We start from the raw sequence: 21,768 nt of genomic DNA, 5'->3' as shown, positions 1-21,768 counted from the left end.
TCCCAAACGCATGCTCAATCCCGTGCATCTGCAGAACCTTAACAAACGCCTCTTCCGTCGTCATCTTCATGTGGGTGTTCTCCAACCAAGAGTGAGTGAAACCGGGCACTGCGCCCGGCGTTTGATATGGTTTTGGCGCAAGGGTGCGACCTGCGTTAGGGCCAAATCGAAAGCCGGATTAGGTCCAGATGGTGCTTAAACGGCCCGAATTGCGTCTGCGATCAGTTTCACACCGGGCGCGATGCGGTCAGTTGGAATTGAGGAGTAGCCAAGGCGGTAGAAATTCCGTGGCCTGTCCGGTCCCGAGAAAAACGACGCACCCGGTTCAATGTGAACACCCTGGTTTTGCAGTCTTAATGCCAGTTGCGTTGTGTCGACATGCTCAGGGGCTGACATCCACATTGAAGAACCGCCAATCACACCCCGTCCAGCCACGGTCAGCCCACTTTCCGCGATGGCTTTGTCCATCGCGTCGCGCCGCTCTTGCAAAGCTTTCGACATACGCCGAATTTGCGCGTCGTAGTGGCCCAACGACAGGAAATACGCCGCCGTGCGCTGAATGTGGCCTGGTGGGTGGCGCAGGACCAATGAGCGAAGCGCACGTGCCTCGCGGATAAAAGGTTCTGAGCCGACCATGTACCCGAGTCGCAACCCTGGAAACAGCGACTTGGAAAAGCTGCCGACGTAAATCACGCGGCCATCCCGATCCATGGATTTCAGTGCCGGCGAAGGCGCACCCCGAAAGGCCATTTCGAACTCATAGTCATCCTCGACAACCATCGCGTCGAGATCGCGTGCTCGATCCAGCAATTGGTTGCGGCGGTCGATCGGCATCGTCGCGGTCGTCGGGCTTTGATGGCTGGGGGTGGTAAAGATGACGTCAGCTTCGTCAGGAATCGTGTCGGGCGGCAATCCGTCCCGATCGACACTCAAGGGTGTGACGGCGCAGTCCCAATGGTTCAGAAGGCTTCGAAGCGCGTAGTAGCAAGGGTCTTCTATGACGGCGGTACGGTTATGGGTCAGCAAAATGCGCGATGCCAGCCAGAGCGCGTTCTGTGCGCCCAGGGTAATCAAAATCTCTTCAGGGCGGGCTGCGATGCCACGGCGTGGTAGAGTGTGTCGGGCAATAAATTCGATCAACAACGGATCATCCTGATCCACGTAATCTCCGGTCAGTGAATCGAAATCTTTATGCCCCAACGCGCGGACGGCGCATAACCTCCAGTTGGCGTGGTCAAACAAAGTCCGGTCGGCCTGCCCGTAGATGAACGGGTAACGGTACTCTCGCCAGTCGCTGGGTTTTGGCAGAACGTCACTGTCCAGAAAGCGGCGTGCCAATGCTTTGTCCCAATCAACGGATTCGGTGCCGCGCTGGACAGGCGAATACTTGGGAGGGACCGGTGCGTTATGCGATACGTAATATCCTGATCGCCCTTTGGCCGTCAGATAATCATTGGCCAACAATTCGGTATACGCCAGCGTCACCGTAATTCGGCTGACACCCAGATGTGCGGCCAGTTTGCGTGACGAAGGTAGTTTTTCTCCGACGTGAAAGCGACCGGACAAGATGCCTTCGGCAATCATCTGCTGGATCTGGGCCTGCAACGTGCCCTGACCATTGAGTTCAAGAAAGAATGTATCGACCGAAATCCCCATGCCTGCTTATAGGGTGGACTTAAGGCTGGGGCAATCTGGACTTACATCGCAGTCACGATATTTTAACAGAGAGGTTGACCGGAGAGTTCCTTAAGGCTAAATAACTATAAATCTAGTTTATTGGAGATAACCGATGTGGGAAGCTGCTGCTGCCGGATTTTCTGCCATGGGCTCTGAGGCCCGGCTGAAAGTCCTCAAGACTCTGGTCAGGGCCGGTGAAGCCGGATTGACCGTTGGCGAGATACAGGACCGGACGGGGATCGCCCCGTCGACCCTGGCCCATCACCTGCGGTTTCTTGCGGCCGGTGGTGTGGTCGAACAGGAAAGGGTCGGTCGAACCACGATCAACCGGGCCAGTTACGACGAATTGAGAAATCTTGCGCAATTCATTCTCAGCGAGTGTTGCGCCGACGAAGTTGGAAAGGCTGCGAACGATGGCTGAGTTGACACAGAATCCGCGCGAGACTGCCAAAGGGGTATTGGACCTGATCAAGACACCCTGGACGCTGATCGTTGTCATTCTTGCGGCGGTGGCAATCCTGGATCCCGGCAATCTGCGCGAGGTGGTGACATTTGCAGCCAAAGCCTTGGCACATACAGGGCAATACATTCTGTTTGCAGTGCTTCTGCTATCCTACCTCAAGGCGACCGGCGCAGAGGTGATGGTGGCGCGCGCCTTTGCGGGGCGTGAGACCCGGATGATCTTTCTGGCCGCTCTGTTCGGTGGTCTTGCACCATTTTGTTCCTGCGAGGTCATTCCCTTTATCGCCGGCCTTCTGGCCTTAGGTGCTCCGTTGTCCGCGGTCATGGCATTCTGGCTCAGTTCACCCTTGATCGACCCGCCGACGCTTTTGATCACTGCCGGTGCGCTGGGATGGCCCTTTGCCATCGGTAAAGCCGTCGCGGCGGTTGCGCTTGGTTTGTTCGGTGGATTCTCGGTTCGGCTGCTGATGCGCAAAGGTGCGTTTGCCCAGCCCCTGCGGGAATACAAGCCCGCTGGGTGCTGCGGGTGTGGTCCGAAAACGGACGACAAACCGGTCTGGAAATTCTGGCAGGAACCCGCGCGCCGGATCCGGTTCCGTTCGGAATTCGTGCACAACGGTTTGTTCCTGTTGAAATGGCTTGCGCTGGCCTATGTGCTTGAGGCTCTGCTGGTTAACTATGTGCCTGCCGACCTGATTGCCGGCGTGGTCGGCGGAGAAGGCGTGCTGCCGATCATCGTTGCTGCGCTGGTGGGTATGCCTGCCTACCTGAACTCCTACGTGGCGCCGCCACTGCTGGCGGGGTTGATGGAGCAAGGTATGACAGCAGGTGCTGCCATGTCGTTCATGGTTGCAGGAGCCGTCAGTTCCATTCCGGCGATGGCCGCGGTCTGGTCTTTGGTCAAACCACGCGTCTTTGCAGCCTATCTGATCCTGGGCGTCGGTGGCGCGATCGTGGCAGGCATCATCTTTCAAATGGTATGAACGCAAAAGCCGCCCGGTGTCAGCATCGGGCGGCTTTTATCCCTTCGGTTCCGTCGATCAACTGCCTTCGCAGAGACGTGGCAGTTTGAACCGGTACCGGGCTTCACCGCTTTCGACATAGACGCGTTTTTCGACACAGGCCGTCGTGCCTACGGTCTGCGAAACCTGCGCATCCGTAGAGGTAATCGACGTGGCGGAACCATCCGGCAGGCGAACCGAAGCTACGACGCCATTCTTCAGGTCTCCGTTCACCGGAGTTGCAGACAGTACCGGGACGATCAGGAACGCCTCATGCTCGTGTTCGCCTTCATCTCCCAATAGAAATAATGTCGCAACGATGGCAATCATGACAACGCCGGCAGCCAGACCAAGCCCCCACGTTTTGAGAAAGGCATAGATTGTGACGGCGCGATGCGGGCCAAAAACCGCAGATAGAACATTCAGCATGGCAAGTCCGTGAAAAAAGCCCCAGCCGTTCTGGCCGAGGCTGTTTGCGCGTTACGGGCGAAGATCGTCTTCGTCTTCTTCATCCGCCCCACCTTTGGGCAGGTTGAAGAAGCTGTCTGCGTCGATGATCGGCTCGTCGTCTTTCTCTTTGGACGGTTCGTCGGACAGCGAGAAAGTTTCCAGACCTTCAATTGCGGTCGGGATCTTCGGCGCTGCGTCCATTTCCAGCGACTGTTCGGTCGACACCAGCTTGCGACGTTCGTCGTCGCTCATCACGCCGCCTTCAGCCGCTTTCTTGGCTGCCGCTTTCTGTACGGCGGTGTCCAGCTCCGACTGCTTGCACAGACCCAGAGCAACCGGATCAATCGGCTGCATGTTGGAGATGTTCCAGTGCGTGCGTTCGCGGATCGACTGGATGGTCGGTTTCGTGGTGCCTACCAGTTTGGCAATCTGGCCATCGCTGAGTTCCGGGTGGAACTTGACCAGCCACAGGATCGAGTTCGGACGGTCCTGACGTTTCGACAGCGGCGTGTATCGCGGACCGCGACGCTTTTCTTCGCCAGCGGCTGACGGGTTGAACTTGAGCTTCAACTTGTGAAGCGGGTTGTTCTGTGCCGCTTCGATCTCGTCCTGGGTCAGCTGGTTGTTGGCGATCGGGTCAAAGCCTTTTACGCCGGCGGCGACGTCACCATCAGCGATACCCTGCACTTCCAACTCGTGCATTCCTACGAAATCCGCGATCTGCTTGAAGCTGATCGTGGTGTTGTCCACCAGCCATACGGCGGTTGCCTTGGCCATAAGCGGTTTTGCCATCAGCCCGTCTCCTATACATACATCTGTCCCGTCGCCGGAATTCGGCGGCCCCTTGGTTCTTGGGGCAGGTTTCCGTTGTCGGGGAACTTGGCCAGTATATAGTCGCGCAAAGGCAAGAAGGGAAGAGGCGAATGCGCTGGGTAGTTTTGTGGGTCTTCAGTGCGGTGGCTGCGCTGGCCGAGGGCGAAAAGGCGGGCGAGTTTGACTACTACGTTCTGTCGCTGAGCTGGTCGCCCAACTGGTGCGCCCGCGAAGGAGATGCGCGCGGATCGGATCAATGCGATTCACGCCATGATCACGGTTGGGTTCTGCACGGGCTGTGGCCTCAATTCCATCAGGGCTGGCCGTCCTACTGCCGTACCCCCGCAAGCCCACCTTCGCGCCGCATGACGCGGGAAATGGAGGATATTCAGGGCAGTTCCGGCCTTGCCTGGCATCAATGGAAGAAACACGGCACATGTTCGGGATTGTCGGCGTCCGACTACTTTGCCCTGTCCCGGCGGGCTTATGAAGCGGTCGAGCGCCCTCAGGTGTTCCGCAAGCTGGATTCATCCGTCAAACTGCCCGCTTCGGTGGTCGAGGAGGCATTCCTGAACGCCAACCCGGAGTTGGAGCGCGACATGATCACGATCACCTGCAAACAGGGCTATATCGAAGAGGTCCGCGTGTGCCTGTCGCGCGATCTGGATTCCGTGCCCTGCGGTCGGGACGTGATCCGTGATTGCACCGCCAAGGACGCGCTCTTTGATCCGATTCGTTAGAGCTTTTTGTTCTGACAGTCCCGCGCATAGTCCAAAGCCTTGGCGGTCCCTTTGAGGTCAATGGCCATCACCACCTCACCTGCCGGATTGTAGACCGTCATTGTCTTGTTCTGAGCGATGGCGTTCACGAAGCTCCGATCGGTGAAAAACACGGTCGCGCCCGGCACGTCGCGTTCGTTGAACCCGATGGCCGTGGCATCATGGCTTTTGCCGTCAAGATCGAACCGGATCGGGTAACTCTCACCCTGCTTAATGTCGCCCCAAGCCTTGTTGTAGACGGCGAAGTACCCGCGATTGTCCAGTGCGTCATAGCCAAGGCGCACCACCGAGAGATCCTGATACACCGTCTGAATCAGGCACCCGTTGCCAAGTGCGGGGTCCATCATGATGTTCCAGCCTTCGACGTAGCCTTTGTCGATCAGCTCTTGTGAAAGGGCGGCGGTGGCAGAAAATGTAGCAAAAGCAAGCGCAAGAAGACGGGTCATGAGGGGTGCTCCAAAGTATTCGCTGAGTTTATCTATCCTTAGAGCAGTTTAGTGATCATCCAAAGTTGCTTTTTTGAACTATGGCTGTCCCGGTATTGAAAGCGAGACAAACCTGAATTCGAGCCCAATCCATGAGCTCAGCTCAATATGGTTTCAACGCCGTTAGCAAGGTGAAACACGCACCCTTGTGTTCTCGGTAGCCGTAGCAGAGTGTCCAAATCCAGGCCCAACCAAAGCCCTCTCAGCACCAATGATGTAACGCCATGGGTTACGATGATCGCTGGCTCAACCTGTTCCTTCAGAAAAGAATCTACGCGACCGCAGATGTCATCAAAGTTCTCTCCGCCCGGGCTGCGAAAATACCAATGATAGCTTTCATAGGAACAGTCGATTTGCTCTCGGATGAAACCCCTCGTTGCACCTTCCCATTGTCCAAACGCGATTTCCATAAGCCGATCGTCATGTATCACCTCATGATGAGGTGAGGTTGCCAAACGCGCGGTGCGTTTAGCCCGTTCCTGTGGGCTGGCATAAACACGCGATGGTGCATCCGGGACTTGTTTGAGTATCTCGTTTTGTTTTCGAGCCTGAGACTTGCCATTTTCCGTCAACGGAGAATCCTTGCGCCCTTGGAACTTACCCTGAGTGTTCCACTCGGTTTCGCCATGTCTCAGTACAAAAAGTTCTGGATACTTGCTCAAGATGCGTACCTCAATTTAATGCCCGAGGGGTGTTGTTCTTATTGGCGTAAAAAAAGGGGTGCGGTTTGACAAAGCTGATTCAGATCTCTTTCCGCGCCCGCAGCGCCGCCGTAATCGTCCCGTCATCCAGATAATCCAACTCTCCGCCGATCGGCACACCTTGGGCCAAAGAGGTCAGGCGCACCTGACCCTCCAGTTGGTCTGCAATGTAGTGGGCGGTTGTCTGGCCATCGACGGTCGCGTTGAGCGCCAAAATGACCTCGGTAATCCCTTCGGCCATGACCCGGTCCCTGAGTCGGGGAATGCGCAGTTCGTCCGGGCCGACCCCGTCCAGCGCCGACAGCGTGCCACCCAGTACATGATAGCGGCCTTTGAAAACACCGGCGCGTTCCATCGCCCAGAGGTCGGCGACGTCCTCGACCACGCATAACTCTCCGGTTGCGCGGGCCTCGTTGTCGCAGATATCGCAGATGTCGGTGGTGCCCACGTTACCGCAGTTCAGGCACTCCCGAGCGGTGATCGCGACCTGCTGCATGGCATCAGACAGGGGTGTCAGCAGCAGGGCACGTTTGCGGATCAGATGCAGAACGGCGCGGCGGGCCGAGCGTGGGCCGAGGCCCGGCAGCTTGGCCATCAGGTCGATCAGATTGTCTATATCGCTGTTGGAACTCAACCCGGGCGCTCCTGCAAAAGGGCCAGGCCCAGGTGCCCGGCCGATGATCCGTCAGGAGGGTGTATCAGAACGGCAGCTTGATGTCTGCGGGCAGGCCCATGCTTTCGGTCAGTTTTGCCATCTCGGCCTGCGAGCGTTCGGTGGCCTTGGTCTGCGCGTCCTTGATGGCGGCCAGGATCAGGTCTTCGACCACTTCCTTGTCGTCACCGTTGAAGATGGACGGATCGATATCCAGACCTTTGAGTTCACCTTTGGCGGTCGCAGTTGCTTTGACCAGGCCAGCACCGGATTCGCCGACAACCATCATGTTGTTCAACTCTTCCTGCATCTCGGTCATCTTGGTTTGCAGGTCCTGCGCGGATTTCATCATCTTGGCCATGTCGCCCAGACCGCCAAGCCCGCCGAGTCCTTTCAGCATAGTATTCTCCTGTGTCTCCGTTTGCGCTCTAGATACGGGCAGCGGCCACATCGCACAAGGGTTGTCCCGCCCGTCGTCAAGGTCTTTGGCAAGACCTTTCCTCCCGTTGGGCCCGGCAGCGCATGGGCCCGGTCCATGCGCTGCCGGGCCCAAGGCCGCTCTGGGGTATCGGCGCAGCCGATAGACCGTGGCGGGCGCGGGAGGGTTGGTTCTTAGTTTTCTCGAACGCGGTTTGAACCTTCGGCGTCGCTGACAGAGCAGCAAATGGATTTCAGGGTTCCTGGGTGGTATTAGTTCCAGAGACGGCCGCGATGCATCGTGGCGCGTTCGTCCCAGATGAGAACGTCGCCGACTGACCGCTTGTGGGAATAGACTTGTTCGGGCTGCGTGCAGAACGTGATTGCGTTGTCCAGCAGGGTCTGACCTTCATGATGCCCAATCCCTTCGATAGCAAAGGCATGCGAAGCGATGAATACAGGATTTGGCCAGATCGCGCGCCATTGGCAATCCTGCCATCTGGTCATTTTAGACAGTTCGGCCAGATCGGGTGAAATCTTTGATCGGGAATGAGACAACCGGTGCCAGATAATGGCATCCTTCAGTGTATTTTCAGTTGATCCGGCATATCTGCCCGCGCCGCTAGGGTCGATGCGAGCTCGGTCGGGTTACCCGACGGGAGCACGGCCTTGGCCGTCAGAATGTTGATCAGTGCAGGCGTCGGCAGGAATATACTGTCCGTGTGCCGCAACATATCACAACAAATTTGCCTGCAAATCCAGCAAGCGCAGATCGTCCTTTGAGCAAAGGCTGTCTTTTGTTTTCTAGGTCAGTTCGGAAATCTGAAATTCAAAGTCGTGTGCCGCCGCCACGGCTCTTCTATTCTCCAACGGCCAAACAGTTCGGCGATGCGAACATGGTATGTATCCGGGATTGATTGTTTGGGAAACAGCAACGCTGAGTGGGTTTCGAACGCCTGCCGAATATCAGGATACAAGGTATCACCTGCAACTTCGCGCAGGTCGATGTCGTGAACAATCAATTCGAAAAGTGGATGCAGTGGTGACGCTCGCATGAAATCCCTCGCTCACGTTGTGGAACGGTGTAATCACGGGAAGAGTCGATGAGTAACACTTGTGACACGATATGACGGGTGGCAAGGTCAGTCTTCCTCGAACGGGTCCCACTCGTCTTCAACTTCGGGAAGAGCTTCGGTCTCGACCTTGGCGGCGCGTTGTTCCGGCGTCTCGATATTGGTGATTCTCGCCTTGGGGAATTGCGCCAGCACAGCCTGAACCAAAGGGTGTTGTTCAGCCTCGGATTTCAGTGCCAGCTCGGCCTCGTCCCGTACTTCCCCAATTGTGGGTGCATCCCCATCCGAGACAATCGAGACCGCCCACCGGTTTCCTGTCCAGCGTTGCAAGGCAGAGCCCAGCCGTGGAGCCAGATCCGCCGGTGCTTGAGCGGCGGGTGTGAATTCGATTCGTCCGGGCTGATAGGACACGAGGCGCACGCCGTTTTCCACCTCAACCAGCAACTTCACGTCGCGATTGGTCCGGATCAGTTCGACCACGTGGTCGAAGGTCGGGTACCGCGCAAGGGCCGTTTGAGCATCCTGCGCCAGAGCTGCAACCGGCGCACCACCGGCACCGCGAGGGGGCGACGCGTAGGCAGGCGGATGGGCCGCGCCAGCTTGCGTTGGAACCGCACCCTGTCTGGCTATGGGCACGCCGCCGTTGGGCCCGCCCTGCGGCGGTGGCGGGTTATCCTGTAATCGCTTGATCAGCTCTTCGGGGCTGGGCAAATCAGCCACATGTGTCAGGCGGATAACGGCCATTTCAGCGGCCATCATCGCGTTGGGGGCAGCGGAGACTTCCTCGAGCGCCTTCAGCAGCATTTGCCACATCCGGGTCAGGACCCGCATCGGCAGAGCCTCGGCCATGAGTTGGCCCCGGGTCCGTTCGTCCGGAGAAACTGTCGGGTCCTGGGCCGCGTCAGGTGTGATCTTTACGACGGACACCCAGTGCGTGATCTCGGCCAGGTCGCGCAGCACCGCCAGCGGGTCCGCGCCTTCGGCGTATTGCCCGCTCAACTCGGTAAGTGCGCCCGCGGCGTCGCCGCGCAGGATCATATCCATAAGGTCCAGAACGCGGCCACGGTCCGCCAGTCCAAGCATTGCACGGACCTGATCGGCGGTCGTCTCGCCAGCCCCGTGCGATATCGCCTGATCCAGCAACGAGGTCGCGTCCCGGGCCGATCCTTCCGCTGCTCGGGTGATCAGTGCCAGCGCGTCTTCGGCAATCTGGGCGCTTTCCGCTTCGGCGATCTTGCTCAGAAGGCCAATCATGTCTTCGGGTTCAATCCGGCGCAGGTCGAAGCGCTGGCATCGGGACAGTACTGTGACAGGCACTTTGCGGATTTCAGTGGTCGCGAAGATGAACTTTACGTGCGCGGGCGGTTCTTCCAGCGTCTTGAGCAGCGCGTTGAAAGCACTGGTCGAGAGCATGTGAACCTCGTCGATGATATAAATCTTGTAGCGCGCGCTGGCGGCGCGATAGCGCACGCTGTCGATGATCTCGCGGATATCGTTGACGCCTGTGCGGCTGGCGGCGTCCATCTCCATCACGTCGACATGGCGACCTTCCATGATGGCGACACAGTGTTCGCACTGACCGCAGGGCTCGGTTGTGGGGCCACCGGTTCCGTCCGGACCGATGCAATTCATGCCCTTGGCGATGATCCTCGCGGTCGTGGTTTTGCCGGTGCCGCGAATGCCGGTCATGATGAAGGCCTGCGCGATCCGATCGGCCGCGAACGCGTTTTTCAGGGTGCGCACCATGGCATCCTGACCCACCAGATCGGCAAAGGTTTCCGGGCGATATTTGCGGGCGAGAACCTGATAGGTGGGGCTGGAGCTGTCTGTCATGTCTTCTCGTTGGGATTCGGTGCTTCGGCACAGCGTAGTGGCCACCGCTGCCCGCGTCCACAGCGTGGTGTGATGATTTTTGATTTAGAAACGAGTCGCTTTCGCACTAAACTGCGTTAGCAGATTTAATGACTCATTTTTGTAAAGAGTTCTTTGGGGAGGACACGTTTCATGTCGCAGCTGGTGATCTACGCCCTGCAAGTCGGAGGCGGAACGCTTGCACTGACCTCGATGCCCGGACGTGGCGGGGATTATTTCAGCGATCTGGATACGATCGCAGCCTGGCAGCCGGGGCTTGTTGTATCGATGACAACGGATGTCGAGATGCTTCAGGATGGCGCGAAGGATTTCGGCAGCGACATTCAAAGCCGCGCCAGCCGATGGGTTCACCTTCCGATCGAAGATTTCGGAGCGCCGACACAGGCGATTCAGGACGCGTGGCCGTCTGTCAGCGCCGCAGCCCGGCACGCGCTGTCAGGTGGAGGTCGCGTTTTGGTGCACTGCCGTGGGGGCTGTGGCAGGTCAGGTATGGTTGTTCTGCGGCTGATGGTCGAATGCGGCGAACGCGCGGACACAGCGCTGGAACGATTGCGGGCGGTACGTCCTTGCGCTGTCGAAACGGATGCGCAACTGGCCTGGGCCTCTCGGCGTGCCCAGGCACGGGTCAGTCTGGAATCAGATTGACATCTGCGCGGGCGCGCAAACGGGTTTTCGAGGCCGGATCGTGGAAACCTGGATCATCGCGCAGGGTGGGTTTTTCACGACGCCGGATGGCATCGCACTGAACGTGTTTCCGAAGATCAAGTCGGCATAGCCGTTCAGGGGCTCAATTGCGGCTTCGGGCTGCGTCCCGCAAAAGATACGAATGCTGTCTGATCGCGCGCGGAAAATTGCATGGCATCCTTCGGCGCAATGCGACAGCTCACTGCTGCCCTCAACCTCCAAATCGTCACTTGTGGCCAAGGTCGCCTGTGTCACGGCTTCGGATATCGAGCGCGCCAGCCGCGCCAAAGCGGGGCAGGTTTTGCCCGTCCGCTGACATACTGTTGCACTGTATTCATGCGTTTTTGTCTTCCAGATCATCCTGCGCCCTCCGCGCGTGGTGGACAGGATATTTGGGACAGGTGGGACAGCGTGATGCCGTCAAGACCTGCCCGGACACCCCGCCCGAGTTTCGGTTTTGTTTCCGATGGCAGGTCTCCTGACTTGCGGGTCATTGCTTTGCCGACCTTCCCGGCCATTGGGCCAGTGGTGTTTTGGCATCGCTTACCGCTTACAGTTGCGGGGGCAGTCGCGGATTTGGTTGTTGCCTGTATGACCAGACATTACCGCACCGTGTTCCCTTTTCATCCCGACCCCTTGTGGAGGCCGGAAACCATCACACAACCGCTAGCGTTTGAGCACGCACCGAGTCAAGCCGATCTTTTGACCGGACGCTTGGTCATGCTGGATACGATGTTGGTTCATGCATAGTGTCGAGGGTGTTGAGGTTCGGAAACCGGATTTACCAAGCGAAAAGCCAGAGATCATGTTGGATACAGAGCAAACGGTATTGACCGAGGAGTTTCGGTTTCCGTCCGGGCAGAAAACGCTGTCCGCCCGATTGTATAGCCCGGTAACTTCGCCCGAAATCGTCGTCGTGCTGAACAGTGCAACGGGTGTGCCGCGTGATTATTACCGTCATTTCGCACGATGGCTTGCCGCTGAGAAGGGCATGGCCTGCCTGACCTATGACTATAGGGATTATGGGTATTCTTTAACGGGCCGCCTGAAAGATTCGCGTGCGACCATGGCGGATTGGGCCTTGATCGACATGCCCGCGGCACGGGCGGAAATGCGTCGGCGATACCCGAATGCGAAACACTGGACCATCGGCCATTCCGTCGGCGCGATGTTGGGGCCAGTACAACCGGATATCGATCTGATTGACCGGATGATCTGTGTGTGTTCGGGGCTTGTGACCCTAAGCGACCATCCGTGGCCCTATCGGGGTTTGGCAGGGTTGTTCTGGTACGGCCATGCCCCGCTTTTGGCCCGAGCACTTGGCTACCTTCCCGGAAAGGCGATAGGGTTTGGCTCGGACCTGCCGGCATCGGTCTATTGGCAGTGGCGCAAATGGTGTACAGCGTCGTTAAGCTATGTACCTGAAGTCGGGCGTGACTTACCTGCGGCGCACTGGGAGGAAACTGGAGTGCCCGTGGATTTGTTTGCATTCGAGGACGACCAGATGGTGCCGCCGGAAGCGGTTTGGCGGCTTGCGGATCTTTACGGCCCCGATGCCAACCGTCACCTGCTCAGCCCCGCCGATTTCGGGTTGCCTGAGGTTGGTCATATCGGAGCATTTGCCCGGCGCAACGCAGCGGTTTGGCCGCGACTGATCGCTTGACCAGACGCGGCGCAGGACGGGCCGGGCACCGTCCAACCATCACCGGTTGCGAAGTTTCTTTTCCTTCATGACGCCACGGACCATCTTACCGAACGCTTTGTCCCGCGCGCGGGACTGTGCGACTGTTTCAGAGTTGCGCCGATCTTCGCGCCGAAGCTTGCGCCACCGGTCCAGTCTCACCGGATCAAGCGTGCCGTGACTGATCGCCGTTTGCACGGCACATCCGGGCTCGGAGTTGTGCTGGCAATCCGCAAAACGGCAGTCCCGGCTCAACTCGGCAAGGTCCGAGAAAACTTCGTCGATCCCGTCCCGAGCGTCCAGCAGGCGCAACGCGCGCATTCCGGGTGTATCGATCAACCAGCCGCCGTTGCGCATCTGGTGCAGTGCGCGTGCGGTCGTTGTGTGCCGGCCCCGCGCGTCATCCTCGCGAATGCCCGACGTGGTGAGATCCTGACCGGTCATGGAATTGGCAAGTGTCGTCTTGCCAACGCCCGACGAGCCAACCAGCGCTCCGGTTTGGCTTTTGGAGCACCAGGACAGAACCTTTTCAACTTCTGCTGGGTCCAGCGCGTTGATCGCCAGAACCGTCAAGAACGGGTCCAGTGATTGCACCTGCCCCGAGAAACTGTCAGGGTCCTCTGATTTGTCGGCCTTTGTCAGAACAACGACCGAGTAACACCCGGCCTGATGCGCAAGCGCCAGATATCGTTCCAGCCGGGGCAGGTTGAAATCGGCATTGCACGAGCTGACGATGAACAGCACATCGACATTGGCTGCGATCAGTTGCGTCGCGGCACCTGAACCGGCAGCGCGTCGGTGCAGCAGGCTGCGCCGGTCGAGCAAATGGCGCACGCGTTTGTCGTCGTCGGTGAGAACCCAATCGCCAACGGCATAGCTGCCGGTTGACTGATCGAGGGTCAGCAACGGGACTTCACCATCCGGGTTCAGCCCGATCAGGCGGTCCCGATGAACGGAAGTGATGCGAAAAGGTGTGCAGGAAGGATAAGCCGCGTGTTGCGCAGCAAAGTGAGAGGACCATCCCAGGTCCGAAAGTGTAAGAAACATTGGTCTGCCTGTCGTCAGAAACAGTACTCCCGACGGATGGCGATCGCTCATCCCCGGGTCATGTGTTCAGGCAGTCAGTTGATACCGTGAGGTCAGAACCGTGCTGCCCGAAGGGTCTTTTCTACAATCATAAAGCCCTCCTGCGGCTAAGGTTCGAAAAGTGAGAGGTTGGACATCGACCCAAGCGGGGCTCGTTGTGGCTGCTTCCTTCCGGACCTGACCAGGTTGGCGAGGCGCTCGCCCGCGCCAACCTCTCGACTCTGGATATAGGGAAGGCTTCGGCAAATGACAACCCGTCAGAGCGTCAGGCGAATGCGTGCAAAACCGGTTTCGTCAGGTTCCAGAATCTTGGGGTCAAACATGTTCAATTCGTCAATATACTTCAAAGCACCGGGACCAGTCCGAAGAATGGTCGTCATCCCGGATTTCGGCATCAGAGAGAACGGATAAGGTTGCCGGGCCAATGGGTCGGGTGGCAGGCGGTGCGTCATGTAGTCTCGCAAAATGTCCCGGATATCCAGCGGGGGCAGATTGATGGCTAGGGCCGATGACACATATGGGAAATGTCCACCACCGCTTGCGCGATAATTATCGAGAGCAACGACAAACACCTGATCCGGCCGTACGGCTTGGCCCGCGCAAGTCAGATGATGCACCCGCCTGTGACCGGGATGGATCATTTGCCCCCCGACATCGTATCGCGGCGGTTGCGACGGGTCGATCTGATAGGACAAGCCAAAGATGATATCGAAATTGTACCCCGCCCGATCCCGGTCGAACAGTTCTGCCTCGGCATCGGGGAATTGTTGGTTGAATGCACTGGCTGACATCTCCAACCATTCCAGCAACTGCGCGCCTGTGATCTGGATCGCGCGCAACTCATTGGGGAAGACATGCAGATCCGCAACGTGCCGCAGACAGATTTCACCGGCCGGAACGTCCGTGTAATACCGAGGGCCAGAGCGCCCGCCGCATTTGGCTGGCGACACGGCTGACAACAGTGGCAGCTCTGCAAGCGCGGTGCCGTGTAAAAAGGGGCGCAACGCGGTTGCTTGTGCGGCGGCAACAAGCGTCAGTCCACGATCCGGTGCACAGAAACTGAAATAGCTGTGCAATGTGTCCGAGACGCGCGCAACGGGCGCGGCCATGTCCTGACGGGTCTGCTGATGTGCGGGTTCAACTAGTTGCGCGATTTCCAAGTCTTCGCCAATAGCGGTGCCGCCCACGGAAACCGGGCGCAATTCAGCGTGGCTGTCAACAACACGCAGCCCCGACTGGGCCTGTAGGGTAACGGCTAAATCAATTACTCCAAGATATGCGCCTGCCGAGCCGGGCATGACAACCGGCGTACCATGCACCAGCCCTTTCGCGTAATCCACATTCGGGGTTTGGGCGCTGGTGCGTGCGGGAAGGGTCAGGTGAGTGTGCCCAGCGACAACAGCGTCGATGCCCTCAATCGCGGCCAGGGGAATAACGGCATTCTCGGTGTCGGCCGCTGTGTCCGGGTTTCCAAGCCCGGAATGGGCGAGCGCCACGATCAGATCGCACCCTTTTTCGCGCAAGAAATTCGTCAGGGACCGTGCCGCGACAACAATGTCGTCCGCCACTACGGTTTCGTTCAGATTATGTTCTTCCCAACGTGTTGTTTGCGGTGGAAGAACCGAAAACACGCCAACGCGAATGGGTACGCCCTTGTTTCCTGCCGGTATGATGCGGTCAATGATCGCAAAACGCTGCCATGATTGTATTTTTCCTGACCGATGAAGATTGCCGCACAGAACCGGGCACGGGGCTTGTGCAAGGGTCTTGTCCAATGATGGCAGCCCGAACCCGAAATCATGGTTGCCAAGACCAATCGCATCATAGTCCAGTGCCTTGAATGCCAGCATCATCGGATGGGGAGTGTCGTTCCGAACGGCCCATTCGCCCATCGGTGTTCCCTGGAGCGAGTCCCCGTTGTCGAACATCAGCACCAGTGCGTCTGTGGCCTCGTGTCGGGCCTTGCGGATCAGGCTGGCGGTGCGAGTCAACCCAAGTGTTGGGTCTGGTGTGTCCGTGTAATAGTCAAAACCGGTCAGATGCATATGCAGGTCGGAGGTGGCAAGAATACGAATACGCCCACGGTTTTCCGTGGGTTGAACCTGCGTCGATGGGTTTTGCTTCACTTTTGTTGTTCTACTTTTGAATGTGGTAATGGGCTAAAATCATCGAAACGCAATTTAGATGATTTTTCCGAGGCCGCCATGCGGCTTTTCGGCGGCGCGTCTCTGCGTTTTGCGCTTTGAATTGCCATTGCAACATGGCCTGAGACATGGCAGCCCTTGGCGCAAGACCAGAAGGAAATCCAATGAAAAACGCAGAGCAGGTGACTTTTGGCGGCTCGGGTCTGAATCGGGCAGCGCATCTTCGTGGGGATTCGGAGAAGCTGTCGGAGATGGCGCGCAGCCCTGCCGCGCGATGCATATTGCTGTGGCGAGGCAAACTTCTGGTAGTGGGTGAAGCGCTGGATCAGCTTGCCCTGACGGAGATGACCCACCCGCTGGTCAGAGATGGCCCTGGCGGAGTAATCGAAGCTCCGTTTTTTCTTGGCCTGAGCGCAGAGGGCGCACCCTTGTTTGCGGCGGATATCTCGGCTTGGGCGGCAGAGGGGCTGGACCTGACCGGCTTGGGAGAGTTCGTGGACAGATCCGAACAGCAGCACCCGGATTTGCCGGAAGGGCATGTCTTTGCCGAGCTTCGCCGGATCATGACACGATTGTCGCCCCGTGATGCCGAACTGGCCGCATCGGCCAAGGCGGTTATCGGTTGGCACGAAACACATCGCTTCTGTGCCCGCTGCGGCGCAGCCAGTGATGTGTCACAAGGTGGGTGGCAGCGAAGTTGTCCGTCTTGCGGTGGGCAGCATTTCCCGCGCACGGATCCGGTTGTGATCATGCTGATTACGCATGGGGACAGTGTGCTTATGGGACGATCTCCGGGGTGGCCCGAGGGGATGTTTTCCTTGCTGGCGGGATTTGTCGAACCCGGCGAAACGCTGGAAGCGGCGGTGCGCCGCGAAGTGATGGAAGAGGCAGGCGTACCTGTAGGTGCGGTGTCTTACCTGTCCAGCCAACCCTGGCCGTTTCCGGCATCCCTGATGTTCGGATGCGCAGGCGAGGCCCTGTCGCGCGACATCGTGATCGATCCGGTCGAGATCGAAGAGGCAATGTGGGTCAGCAAATCCGAAATGATGCAGGCGTTTGCCGGCGAACATCCCCGGTTGTTGCCAGCTCGCAAGGGGGCTATCGCTCATTTTCTGCTTCAGAACTGGCTTGCGGATACGCTGGACTGAGGAAAAACTGGTGAAGCCATAAACAGCAAAGGTCACTATGCAGTTTTCAGCGCGGGAAGATATCGAAGCCCCTATCAATTCGGTGTTCGACATGGTGTCGGATTTCGAGAGGTTCGAGCGTATGGCGATGCGTCGTGGCATCGACGTGCGGCGCCTGGGCGCGGATGCAATGGTGACTGCTGGCGCCGAATGGAAAACGGAATTCAGGTTGCGTGGAAAGCCGCGTCAGATGTCGGTGGTGATGACGGACTATGACAAACCGTCGCAAATGCGGTTTGAAGCTGCCAGCAAGGGAATAACCGGCCTGACGACAGTAGATTTTCTGGCCCTATCCCCGCGCCGGACACGCCTGAGCGTTGAGATGTCCTTGGCCGCAAAATCCTTGCCCGCGCGGTTGCTGTTGCAATCCATGAAGCTTGGACAGTCAAAGTTCCGCAAGCAATTCCAGGTGCGGTTCAGCGAGTTTGCGCGTGAGTTGGAACTGCGCCACCTGCACGGGGCGTGAACGGCGTCCGCTGGGCTGAACGGGGCAAGGCTTGGGGAAGAAACCTAGGATGTCGCACATTATTTTTCTGCATGGCGCATCAAGCAGCGGAAAATCGACGATCGCACAGGCTTTGCAGCAGAAGATAGAGAAGCCGTTCTGGCATATCTCGATCGACCACTTGCGCGATTCTGGAGTTCTGCCGCTGGAGCGCTATCGCCGTGGTGAGTTCGATTGGTCCGACGACAGATCAGCTGTCTTTGATGGGTTTCATCAATCGCTGGCTGCTTATGCGGCCTCGGGCAACAATCTGATTTTGGAACATATTCTGGATACGCCGGGGTGGGTCAAAGACTTGCACGACCTCTTCCGCCCGTTTGATGTTCTGTTCGTAGCTGTCCATTGCCCGGTTCCCGAGTTGAACGCGCGCGAACGATTGCGCGGCGACCGTCCGGTGGGAAGCGCCCAACGTGACCAATCCATGATCCACGCTGGCAGAGTTTACGATATCGAGATTGATTCGATGGACGGCATCGGGGCAAACGTGCAGACAATTCTTCAAGCATGGCGCAGTGATCTGCGCCAATCGGAATTCAGCCTGCCTTTCGAGTGACCTGTCAGCCGCGAGGATGGGCCGCAGGGTAGACGCCAAGAACCTCGACGTTGGTCGTGAAGTGTTCCAGCTCGTCCATGGCTAGTTGCACGTTACGGTCTTCGGGATGACCAACGATGTCGGCATAAAACTGCGTTGCAGTGAAGGACCCGTCGACCATATAGCTTTCCAGCTTGGTCATGTTGATCCCGTTCGTGGCAAAGCCGCCCATTGCCTTGTACAGCGCAGCCGGGATGTTGCGGACCTGAAACACGAAGCTGGTGATCATTCCATACTCACCCCGACGGGACAAATCCGCCTCTTGTGACATGACAAGGAAACGGGTCGTGTTGTCGTCATTGTCCTCGATGTGGCGGGCCAGGACGTTCAGGTCGTAGATTTCAGCCGCAAGCTCACTGGCCAGAGCGGCGGAATGCAAATCCCCGATTTCGGCCACTTCGCGCGCGGCGCGGGCATTGTCGGGACTGACTCGGCCGCGAATACCGTGTTCTTTCAGGAAGCCGGAACATTGCGGCAGCAGCACCAGATGCGAATGCGCTTCGGTGATATCTTCCAGTTTTGCACCCGGTACACCAAGAAGGTTGATGTGAACGCGTACAAAGGCCTCATCGATGATGTGCAGGCCGCTATGCGGCAGCAGCCGGTGAATGTCGGCAACCCGACCATAGGTCGTGTTTTCGACCGGCAGCATTGCCAGATCGGCCGCGCCCGAGCGAACTGATTCGATCACATCCTCGAATGTGCGGCAGGGTAGGGCCTCCATTTCGGGTCGTGCGTTGCGGCAGGCCTCGTGACTGTAGGCGCCGGGTTCACCCTGAAAAGCAATGCGATTGGTCATTTGGTCGATTCCATGCAACAAGTTCGCGATTTGGTCGTTTCGTCGCGGTGTCTATACCTTGCCTCTCGCAAGTGGAAGCCTTAGACACCTGCCCAGACAGCTGAAATGGACACGCGATCAATGTTCGACACGATGACAGTTACCAAGGCCGCCGCAGGCCTGTTCGGCACTTTCCTGGTGCTGCTTCTGGCCAAATGGGGGGCGGATGTCCTCTATGCTTCCGGTGGCCATGGCTCGGCTGAGGCCGCCTACATTATCGAAACCGAAAGCTCGGGCGAAAGCGCCGACGGCGAAGAAGTGGTCTTCGAAGACCTGCTGGCCGCCGCTGACGTCGAGAAGGGCGCGAAAGTATTCCGCAAGTGCACCGCGTGCCACAAGCTGGAAGACGGGGCGAATGGAACCGGCCCTTACCTGTATGGCGTAGTTGATCGCCCGGTTGCCTCGGCAAAAGGTTTCACCGGTTACTCAGCCAGCATGCAGGCCCATGGCGGCAACTGGACGCCCGAAGCGCTGGATGCCTTCCTGGAACGCCCAAGCGCCTATATCTCGGGAACATCGATGAGTTTTGCTGGCTTGAAAAAACCTCAGGACCGCGCGGACTTGATTGCTTATCTGCAGACAATTGGCAACTGATTGCCTGAGAGACCATTGAAGTTCAGAGCCGCTGCCCCGCGCAGCGGCTTTTTTTGTCTGAAGGGAACTTCACAAAGCGCTCACGCATTCTAAACTTGAAACTGTGAGCGTTGGCACTTTAGCTAGCGTATGCGACATAAAAGATTACAATAACCCAGAGGATGAGCCCCATGATATCCCTAATGCCTGCTGCACGTGATCTTAAGGTCAGGCCATTGGCTGGCATATTCGGGCTTTGTGCTGTTCTGCTCTCTTCGCAAGCCGCATTGGCTTTGGATGAGGGGGTTACCCGCAGTCATGGATATTCGTATTTCGGCAATCTGGATTACCCTGCTGACTATCCGCATCTGAAATATGTGAATCCAGATGCGCCCAAAGGTGGTGAGTTGTCCTTGGCGGCTTCAGGGACGTTCGATTCCCTGAACCCCTATTCCCGCAAGGGGCGCGCAGGCGCCTTGACGACGCTGCAATATGATCGCCTGTTCGAAAGCTCTGATGACGGCGTCGGGCAGTATTACGGCGTATTGGCGGAAAGTCTGGAATATGATGAAGGGCGCAACTACGTCATTTTCCATTTGCGACCCGAAGCAACCTTTTGGGATGGCACCCCGGTGACGGCAGAGGACGTTGTCTACAGCCACCGTCTGTTCATTGAGCAGGGCCTGCCCTCATACGCGCAAGCCGTAGGCCGCATGGTGACAGGGGCCGAAGCGCTGGATGACAACACGGTCAAGTTCTCGTTCAACCCCGAAGTCACCCGCCGCAGTTTGATCGAGACAGTAGGGTCAACCCCTGTATTTTCAAAAGCATGGTTCGAGGCGGATGAGTCCCGACGTCTGGATGAGCCGCGACTGGAAGTGGCGGTCGGCTCAGGCCCCTATAAACTCGACAGCTATGACATCAATCGCCGCATCGTTTACAAGCGACGTGACGACTATTGGGGTAAAGATCTGCCATTCAATGTTGGTCGCAACAATTTCGATACGATCCGCGTCGAGTATTTCGGCGATCAGACAGCGGCGTTCGAAGGCTTCAAAGCTGGAGAATACACGCTGCGGATTGAAAGTGACCCCAAGCTTTGGGCGACGGCGTATGATTTTCCGAAGCTGAACGAAGGTGTGATCGTTAAGGATGAGATTCCGGATGGCAGCCCGCCGACACCGTCAGGCTTCGTCTTCAACCTCGGAAAACCGCAGTTTGCCGACAAGAACGTCCGAAAGGCCCTTGCCTTGGCCTTCAATTTCGAATGGGCGAATGAATCTTTGCTGTTTGGTCTGAATTCACCGCGCAATTCCTTTACACAAGGCACCCCGCTTGAAGCGCATGGTCTGCCCGAGGGCGATGAACTGGCGTTTCTTCAGGTGCTGGGTGAAGTTGTTTCAGAGGATTTTCTTTCGGAACCTGTTGTGATGGCCCATGAGTCAAACCCCGCGCGCCTGAACGACCGGAGAAATCTGCGCAAAGCCGCGAAACTGCTGGACGAGGCTGGGTGGGCGGTCGGCGATGGCAACGTGCGGCGCAACGCGGAAGCGCAGACGCTCAGGGTGGATTTCCCGTATCCTTCAAACCTGCCGACATCGACGGCCACGATGATTGAAACCTATGTCCAGAACCTGCAAGCCATGGGCGTGGATGCGTCTGCAGAAAAGGTTGACCCGGCGCAATACACGCTGCGCAGTCGCGAGCGGGACTATGACATGGTCTATTCCACACGATACGGGTCGTTTCTTTCGACCGGTGGCGGGTTGAGTCAGATGTATGGGTCAGAAGAGGCCGCATTCAGCCTTTTCAACCCTGCCGGATTGGCCAGCCCTTTGGTTGATGCTATCATCGAAGCTTCCTTCGAAACCGACAATCAGGCGGATCAGGATACGGCATTGAAGGCGTTGGATCGCGCCCTCAGGCATGAGTTCTTCGTAATCCCTGTAGGATACATCGCTGACCACTGGGCGGCCTATTACGATATGTATGAATACCCTGAAAACCTGCCACCTTATTCGCTGGGCTATCTGGATCTGTGGTGGATCAATCCGGAAAAAGAGGCTGCACTGAAAGCGAAAGGCGCGCTGCGATAA

General features: G+C 57.7%; 24 protein-coding genes, 1 other RNA gene and 1 riboswitch. Of the genes, 11 read left to right on the top strand and 14 right to left on the bottom strand.

Annotated features, from left to right (window positions below):
- Positions 1 to 199 (top strand): hypothetical protein (locus AC2FEB_RS21175; protein WP_496884347.1); only part of this gene is annotated, 199 nt, incomplete at its 5' end.
- Here AC2FEB_RS21175 and pdxR read toward each other — a convergent pair.
- On the bottom strand, positions 196 to 1,656 hold the full coding sequence (pdxR, locus tag AC2FEB_RS21170; RefSeq protein WP_496676604.1) for a MocR-like pyridoxine biosynthesis transcription factor PdxR: 1,461 nt from the start codon (positions 1,654 to 1,656) through the stop codon (positions 196 to 198). The genes AC2FEB_RS21175 and pdxR overlap by 4 nt on opposite strands.
- Positions 1,657 to 1,789: 133 nt before the next feature.
- Between pdxR and AC2FEB_RS21165 the strand changes: the two genes are divergently transcribed.
- Positions 1,790 to 2,098: an ArsR/SmtB family transcription factor gene (locus AC2FEB_RS21165; protein ID WP_117872131.1), complete on the top strand. Its 309-nt coding sequence runs from the start codon at positions 1,790 to 1,792 to the stop codon at positions 2,096 to 2,098.
- Positions 2,091 to 3,122, top strand: a complete 1,032-nt coding sequence (locus AC2FEB_RS21160; protein WP_496676605.1) for a permease — start codon at positions 2,091 to 2,093, stop codon at positions 3,120 to 3,122. The genes AC2FEB_RS21165 and AC2FEB_RS21160 overlap by 8 nt, the downstream gene beginning before the upstream one ends.
- A gap of 57 nt (positions 3,123 to 3,179) precedes the next feature.
- On the opposite strand, the gene AC2FEB_RS21155 is transcribed toward AC2FEB_RS21160, so the two are convergent.
- Positions 3,180 to 3,569 (bottom strand): hypothetical protein, encoded by a 390-nt coding sequence (locus AC2FEB_RS21155; RefSeq protein WP_299901687.1) that lies wholly within the window; start codon positions 3,567 to 3,569, stop codon positions 3,180 to 3,182.
- A 51-nt stretch (positions 3,570 to 3,620) separates the two neighbouring features.
- The gene (locus AC2FEB_RS21150; RefSeq protein WP_117872134.1) at positions 3,621 to 4,382 is read right to left on the bottom strand and encodes a DUF1013 domain-containing protein; all 762 of its coding nucleotides are present in this window, start codon (positions 4,380 to 4,382) and stop codon (positions 3,621 to 3,623) included.
- Between the two features lie 131 nt (positions 4,383 to 4,513).
- Here AC2FEB_RS21150 and AC2FEB_RS21145 point away from each other — a divergent pair, with 131 nt between their 5' ends.
- Positions 4,514 to 5,143: a ribonuclease T2 family protein gene (locus tag AC2FEB_RS21145; RefSeq protein ID WP_496676608.1), complete on the top strand. Its 630-nt coding sequence runs from the start codon at positions 4,514 to 4,516 to the stop codon at positions 5,141 to 5,143.
- Here AC2FEB_RS21145 and AC2FEB_RS21140 read toward each other — a convergent pair.
- The 6 genes from AC2FEB_RS21140 to AC2FEB_RS21115 form a co-directional block, all read right to left on the bottom strand.
- On the bottom strand, positions 5,140 to 5,628 hold the full coding sequence (locus AC2FEB_RS21140) for a hypothetical protein (protein ID WP_117872136.1): 489 nt from the start codon (positions 5,626 to 5,628) through the stop codon (positions 5,140 to 5,142). The two genes, AC2FEB_RS21145 and AC2FEB_RS21140, sit on opposite strands and share 4 nt — an antisense overlap.
- Before the next feature lie 137 nt (positions 5,629 to 5,765).
- Positions 5,766 to 6,329, bottom strand: coding sequence for a histidine phosphatase family protein (locus tag AC2FEB_RS21135; protein WP_496676611.1), 564 nt, complete (start codon positions 6,327 to 6,329; stop codon positions 5,766 to 5,768).
- A gap of 79 nt (positions 6,330 to 6,408) precedes the next feature.
- On the bottom strand, positions 6,409 to 7,002 hold the full coding sequence (gene recR / locus AC2FEB_RS21130) for a recombination mediator RecR (protein WP_496676613.1): 594 nt from the start codon (positions 7,000 to 7,002) through the stop codon (positions 6,409 to 6,411).
- A 64-nt stretch (positions 7,003 to 7,066) separates the two neighbouring features.
- Positions 7,067 to 7,420 (bottom strand): YbaB/EbfC family nucleoid-associated protein, encoded by a 354-nt coding sequence (locus tag AC2FEB_RS21125; protein WP_171236037.1) that lies wholly within the window; start codon positions 7,418 to 7,420, stop codon positions 7,067 to 7,069.
- Positions 7,421 to 7,710: 290 nt separating this feature from the next.
- A complete protein-coding gene (locus tag AC2FEB_RS21120) occupies positions 7,711 to 7,944 on the bottom strand; it encodes a TauD/TfdA family dioxygenase (RefSeq protein ID WP_496676615.1) in 234 nt (77 codons plus the stop codon).
- Between the two features lie 635 nt (positions 7,945 to 8,579).
- Positions 8,580 to 10,343: a DNA polymerase III subunit gamma/tau gene (locus AC2FEB_RS21115; RefSeq protein WP_496676619.1), complete on the bottom strand. Its 1,764-nt coding sequence runs from the start codon at positions 10,341 to 10,343 to the stop codon at positions 8,580 to 8,582.
- A gap of 171 nt (positions 10,344 to 10,514) precedes the next feature.
- On the opposite strand from AC2FEB_RS21115, the gene AC2FEB_RS21110 reads away from it, so the two are divergent.
- Positions 10,515 to 11,027, top strand: a complete 513-nt coding sequence (locus AC2FEB_RS21110; protein WP_117872146.1) for a protein-tyrosine phosphatase family protein — start codon at positions 10,515 to 10,517, stop codon at positions 11,025 to 11,027.
- On the opposite strand, the gene AC2FEB_RS21105 is transcribed toward AC2FEB_RS21110, so the two are convergent.
- Complete coding sequence (locus AC2FEB_RS21105) at positions 11,019 to 11,426, bottom strand: hypothetical protein (protein WP_117872148.1); 408 nt, start codon at positions 11,424 to 11,426, stop codon at positions 11,019 to 11,021. The genes AC2FEB_RS21110 and AC2FEB_RS21105 overlap by 9 nt on opposite strands.
- A 91-nt stretch (positions 11,427 to 11,517) precedes the next feature.
- Positions 11,518 to 11,738, bottom strand: a riboswitch (cobalamin riboswitch).
- 70 nt (positions 11,739 to 11,808) lie between these two features.
- On the opposite strand from AC2FEB_RS21105, the gene AC2FEB_RS21100 reads away from it, so the two are divergent.
- Positions 11,809 to 12,729, top strand: coding sequence for an alpha/beta hydrolase family protein (locus tag AC2FEB_RS21100; RefSeq protein WP_496676630.1), 921 nt, complete (start codon positions 11,809 to 11,811; stop codon positions 12,727 to 12,729).
- Positions 12,730 to 12,768: 39 nt separating this feature from the next.
- Here the strand turns inward: AC2FEB_RS21100 and rsgA are convergent, their stop codons facing one another.
- The 3 genes from rsgA to AC2FEB_RS21085 all read right to left on the bottom strand — a co-directional run bounded on the left by rsgA (position 12,769) and on the right by AC2FEB_RS21085 (position 15,959).
- Positions 12,769 to 13,794, bottom strand: coding sequence for a ribosome small subunit-dependent GTPase A (rsgA, locus tag AC2FEB_RS21095; protein ID WP_117872962.1), 1,026 nt, complete (start codon positions 13,792 to 13,794; stop codon positions 12,769 to 12,771).
- A 158-nt stretch (positions 13,795 to 13,952) separates the two neighbouring features.
- Positions 13,953 to 14,051: signal recognition particle sRNA small type (ffs, locus tag AC2FEB_RS21090), an RNA gene on the bottom strand.
- Between the two features lie 39 nt (positions 14,052 to 14,090).
- Positions 14,091 to 15,959 (bottom strand): bifunctional 2',3'-cyclic-nucleotide 2'-phosphodiesterase/3'-nucleotidase, encoded by a 1,869-nt coding sequence (locus AC2FEB_RS21085; RefSeq protein WP_496676632.1) that lies wholly within the window; start codon positions 15,957 to 15,959, stop codon positions 14,091 to 14,093.
- Between the two features lie 182 nt (positions 15,960 to 16,141).
- On the opposite strand from AC2FEB_RS21085, the gene nudC reads away from it, so the two are divergent.
- The 3 genes from nudC to AC2FEB_RS21070 are packed head-to-tail and all read left to right on the top strand — an operon-like array spanning position 16,142 to position 18,222.
- Entirely contained in the window at positions 16,142 to 17,125 is a 984-nt protein-coding gene (gene nudC, locus AC2FEB_RS21080; protein ID WP_117872152.1) for an NAD(+) diphosphatase, read from the top strand.
- Positions 17,126 to 17,162: 37 nt separating this feature from the next.
- Entirely contained in the window at positions 17,163 to 17,630 is a 468-nt protein-coding gene (locus AC2FEB_RS21075) for an SRPBCC family protein (protein WP_117872154.1), read from the top strand.
- Between the two features lie 49 nt (positions 17,631 to 17,679).
- Positions 17,680 to 18,222, top strand: a complete 543-nt coding sequence (locus AC2FEB_RS21070) for a chloramphenicol phosphotransferase CPT family protein (RefSeq protein WP_496676635.1) — start codon at positions 17,680 to 17,682, stop codon at positions 18,220 to 18,222.
- Positions 18,223 to 18,226: 4 nt separating this feature from the next.
- Here AC2FEB_RS21070 and AC2FEB_RS21065 read toward each other — a convergent pair whose 3' ends face one another.
- A complete protein-coding gene (locus AC2FEB_RS21065; RefSeq protein ID WP_117872158.1) occupies positions 18,227 to 19,060 on the bottom strand; it encodes a prephenate dehydratase in 834 nt (277 codons plus the stop codon).
- Positions 19,061 to 19,180: 120 nt separating this feature from the next.
- Here AC2FEB_RS21065 and AC2FEB_RS21060 point away from each other — a divergent pair, with 120 nt between their 5' ends.
- Both AC2FEB_RS21060 and AC2FEB_RS21055 read left to right on the top strand, forming a co-directional pair.
- A complete protein-coding gene (locus AC2FEB_RS21060; RefSeq protein WP_117872964.1) occupies positions 19,181 to 19,693 on the top strand; it encodes a c-type cytochrome in 513 nt (170 codons plus the stop codon).
- 170 nt (positions 19,694 to 19,863) lie between these two features.
- Complete coding sequence (locus AC2FEB_RS21055) at positions 19,864 to 21,768, top strand: extracellular solute-binding protein (RefSeq protein ID WP_496676640.1); 1,905 nt, start codon at positions 19,864 to 19,866, stop codon at positions 21,766 to 21,768.

The organism is Ruegeria sp. YTSC106 (assembly GCF_059609765.1).
The sequence above is the reverse complement of the archived record's forward strand: the minus strand, read 5'-3'. Positions and strand labels throughout refer to the sequence as shown.

Excerpts from the sequence above, each read along its gene's own strand:
- AC2FEB_RS21150 (WP_117872134.1), bottom strand. The coding sequence starts at position 4,382 with ATGGCAAAACCGCTTATGGCCAAGGCAACCGCCGTATGGCTGGTGGAC.
- rsgA (WP_117872962.1), bottom strand. The coding sequence starts at position 13,794 with ATGTTTCTTACACTTTCGGACCTGGGATGGTCCTCTCACTTTGCTGCG.
- pdxR (WP_496676604.1), bottom strand. The coding sequence starts at position 1,656 with ATGGGGATTTCGGTCGATACATTCTTTCTTGAACTCAATGGTCAGGGC.
- AC2FEB_RS21160 (WP_496676605.1), top strand. The coding sequence starts at position 2,091 with ATGGCTGAGTTGACACAGAATCCGCGCGAGACTGCCAAAGGGGTATTG.
- AC2FEB_RS21075 (WP_117872154.1), top strand. The coding sequence starts at position 17,163 with ATGCAGTTTTCAGCGCGGGAAGATATCGAAGCCCCTATCAATTCGGTG.
- AC2FEB_RS21105 (WP_117872148.1), bottom strand. The coding sequence starts at position 11,426 with ATGATCTGGAAGACAAAAACGCATGAATACAGTGCAACAGTATGTCAG.
- AC2FEB_RS21125 (WP_171236037.1), bottom strand. The coding sequence starts at position 7,420 with ATGCTGAAAGGACTCGGCGGGCTTGGCGGTCTGGGCGACATGGCCAAG.
- AC2FEB_RS21140 (WP_117872136.1), bottom strand. The coding sequence starts at position 5,628 with ATGACCCGTCTTCTTGCGCTTGCTTTTGCTACATTTTCTGCCACCGCC.
- AC2FEB_RS21115 (WP_496676619.1), bottom strand. The coding sequence starts at position 10,343 with ATGACAGACAGCTCCAGCCCCACCTATCAGGTTCTCGCCCGCAAATAT.
- AC2FEB_RS21100 (WP_496676630.1), top strand. The coding sequence starts at position 11,809 with ATGCATAGTGTCGAGGGTGTTGAGGTTCGGAAACCGGATTTACCAAGC.
- AC2FEB_RS21165 (WP_117872131.1), top strand. The coding sequence starts at position 1,790 with ATGTGGGAAGCTGCTGCTGCCGGATTTTCTGCCATGGGCTCTGAGGCC.
- AC2FEB_RS21060 (WP_117872964.1), top strand. The coding sequence starts at position 19,181 with ATGTTCGACACGATGACAGTTACCAAGGCCGCCGCAGGCCTGTTCGGC.
- AC2FEB_RS21070 (WP_496676635.1), top strand. The coding sequence starts at position 17,680 with ATGTCGCACATTATTTTTCTGCATGGCGCATCAAGCAGCGGAAAATCG.
- AC2FEB_RS21110 (WP_117872146.1), top strand. The coding sequence starts at position 10,515 with ATGTCGCAGCTGGTGATCTACGCCCTGCAAGTCGGAGGCGGAACGCTT.
- nudC (WP_117872152.1), top strand. The coding sequence starts at position 16,142 with ATGAAAAACGCAGAGCAGGTGACTTTTGGCGGCTCGGGTCTGAATCGG.
- AC2FEB_RS21145 (WP_496676608.1), top strand. The coding sequence starts at position 4,514 with ATGCGCTGGGTAGTTTTGTGGGTCTTCAGTGCGGTGGCTGCGCTGGCC.
- AC2FEB_RS21055 (WP_496676640.1), top strand. The coding sequence starts at position 19,864 with ATGATATCCCTAATGCCTGCTGCACGTGATCTTAAGGTCAGGCCATTG.
- AC2FEB_RS21120 (WP_496676615.1), bottom strand. The coding sequence starts at position 7,944 with ATGACCAGATGGCAGGATTGCCAATGGCGCGCGATCTGGCCAAATCCT.
- AC2FEB_RS21065 (WP_117872158.1), bottom strand. The coding sequence starts at position 19,060 with ATGACCAATCGCATTGCTTTTCAGGGTGAACCCGGCGCCTACAGTCAC.
- AC2FEB_RS21155 (WP_299901687.1), bottom strand. The coding sequence starts at position 3,569 with ATGCTGAATGTTCTATCTGCGGTTTTTGGCCCGCATCGCGCCGTCACA.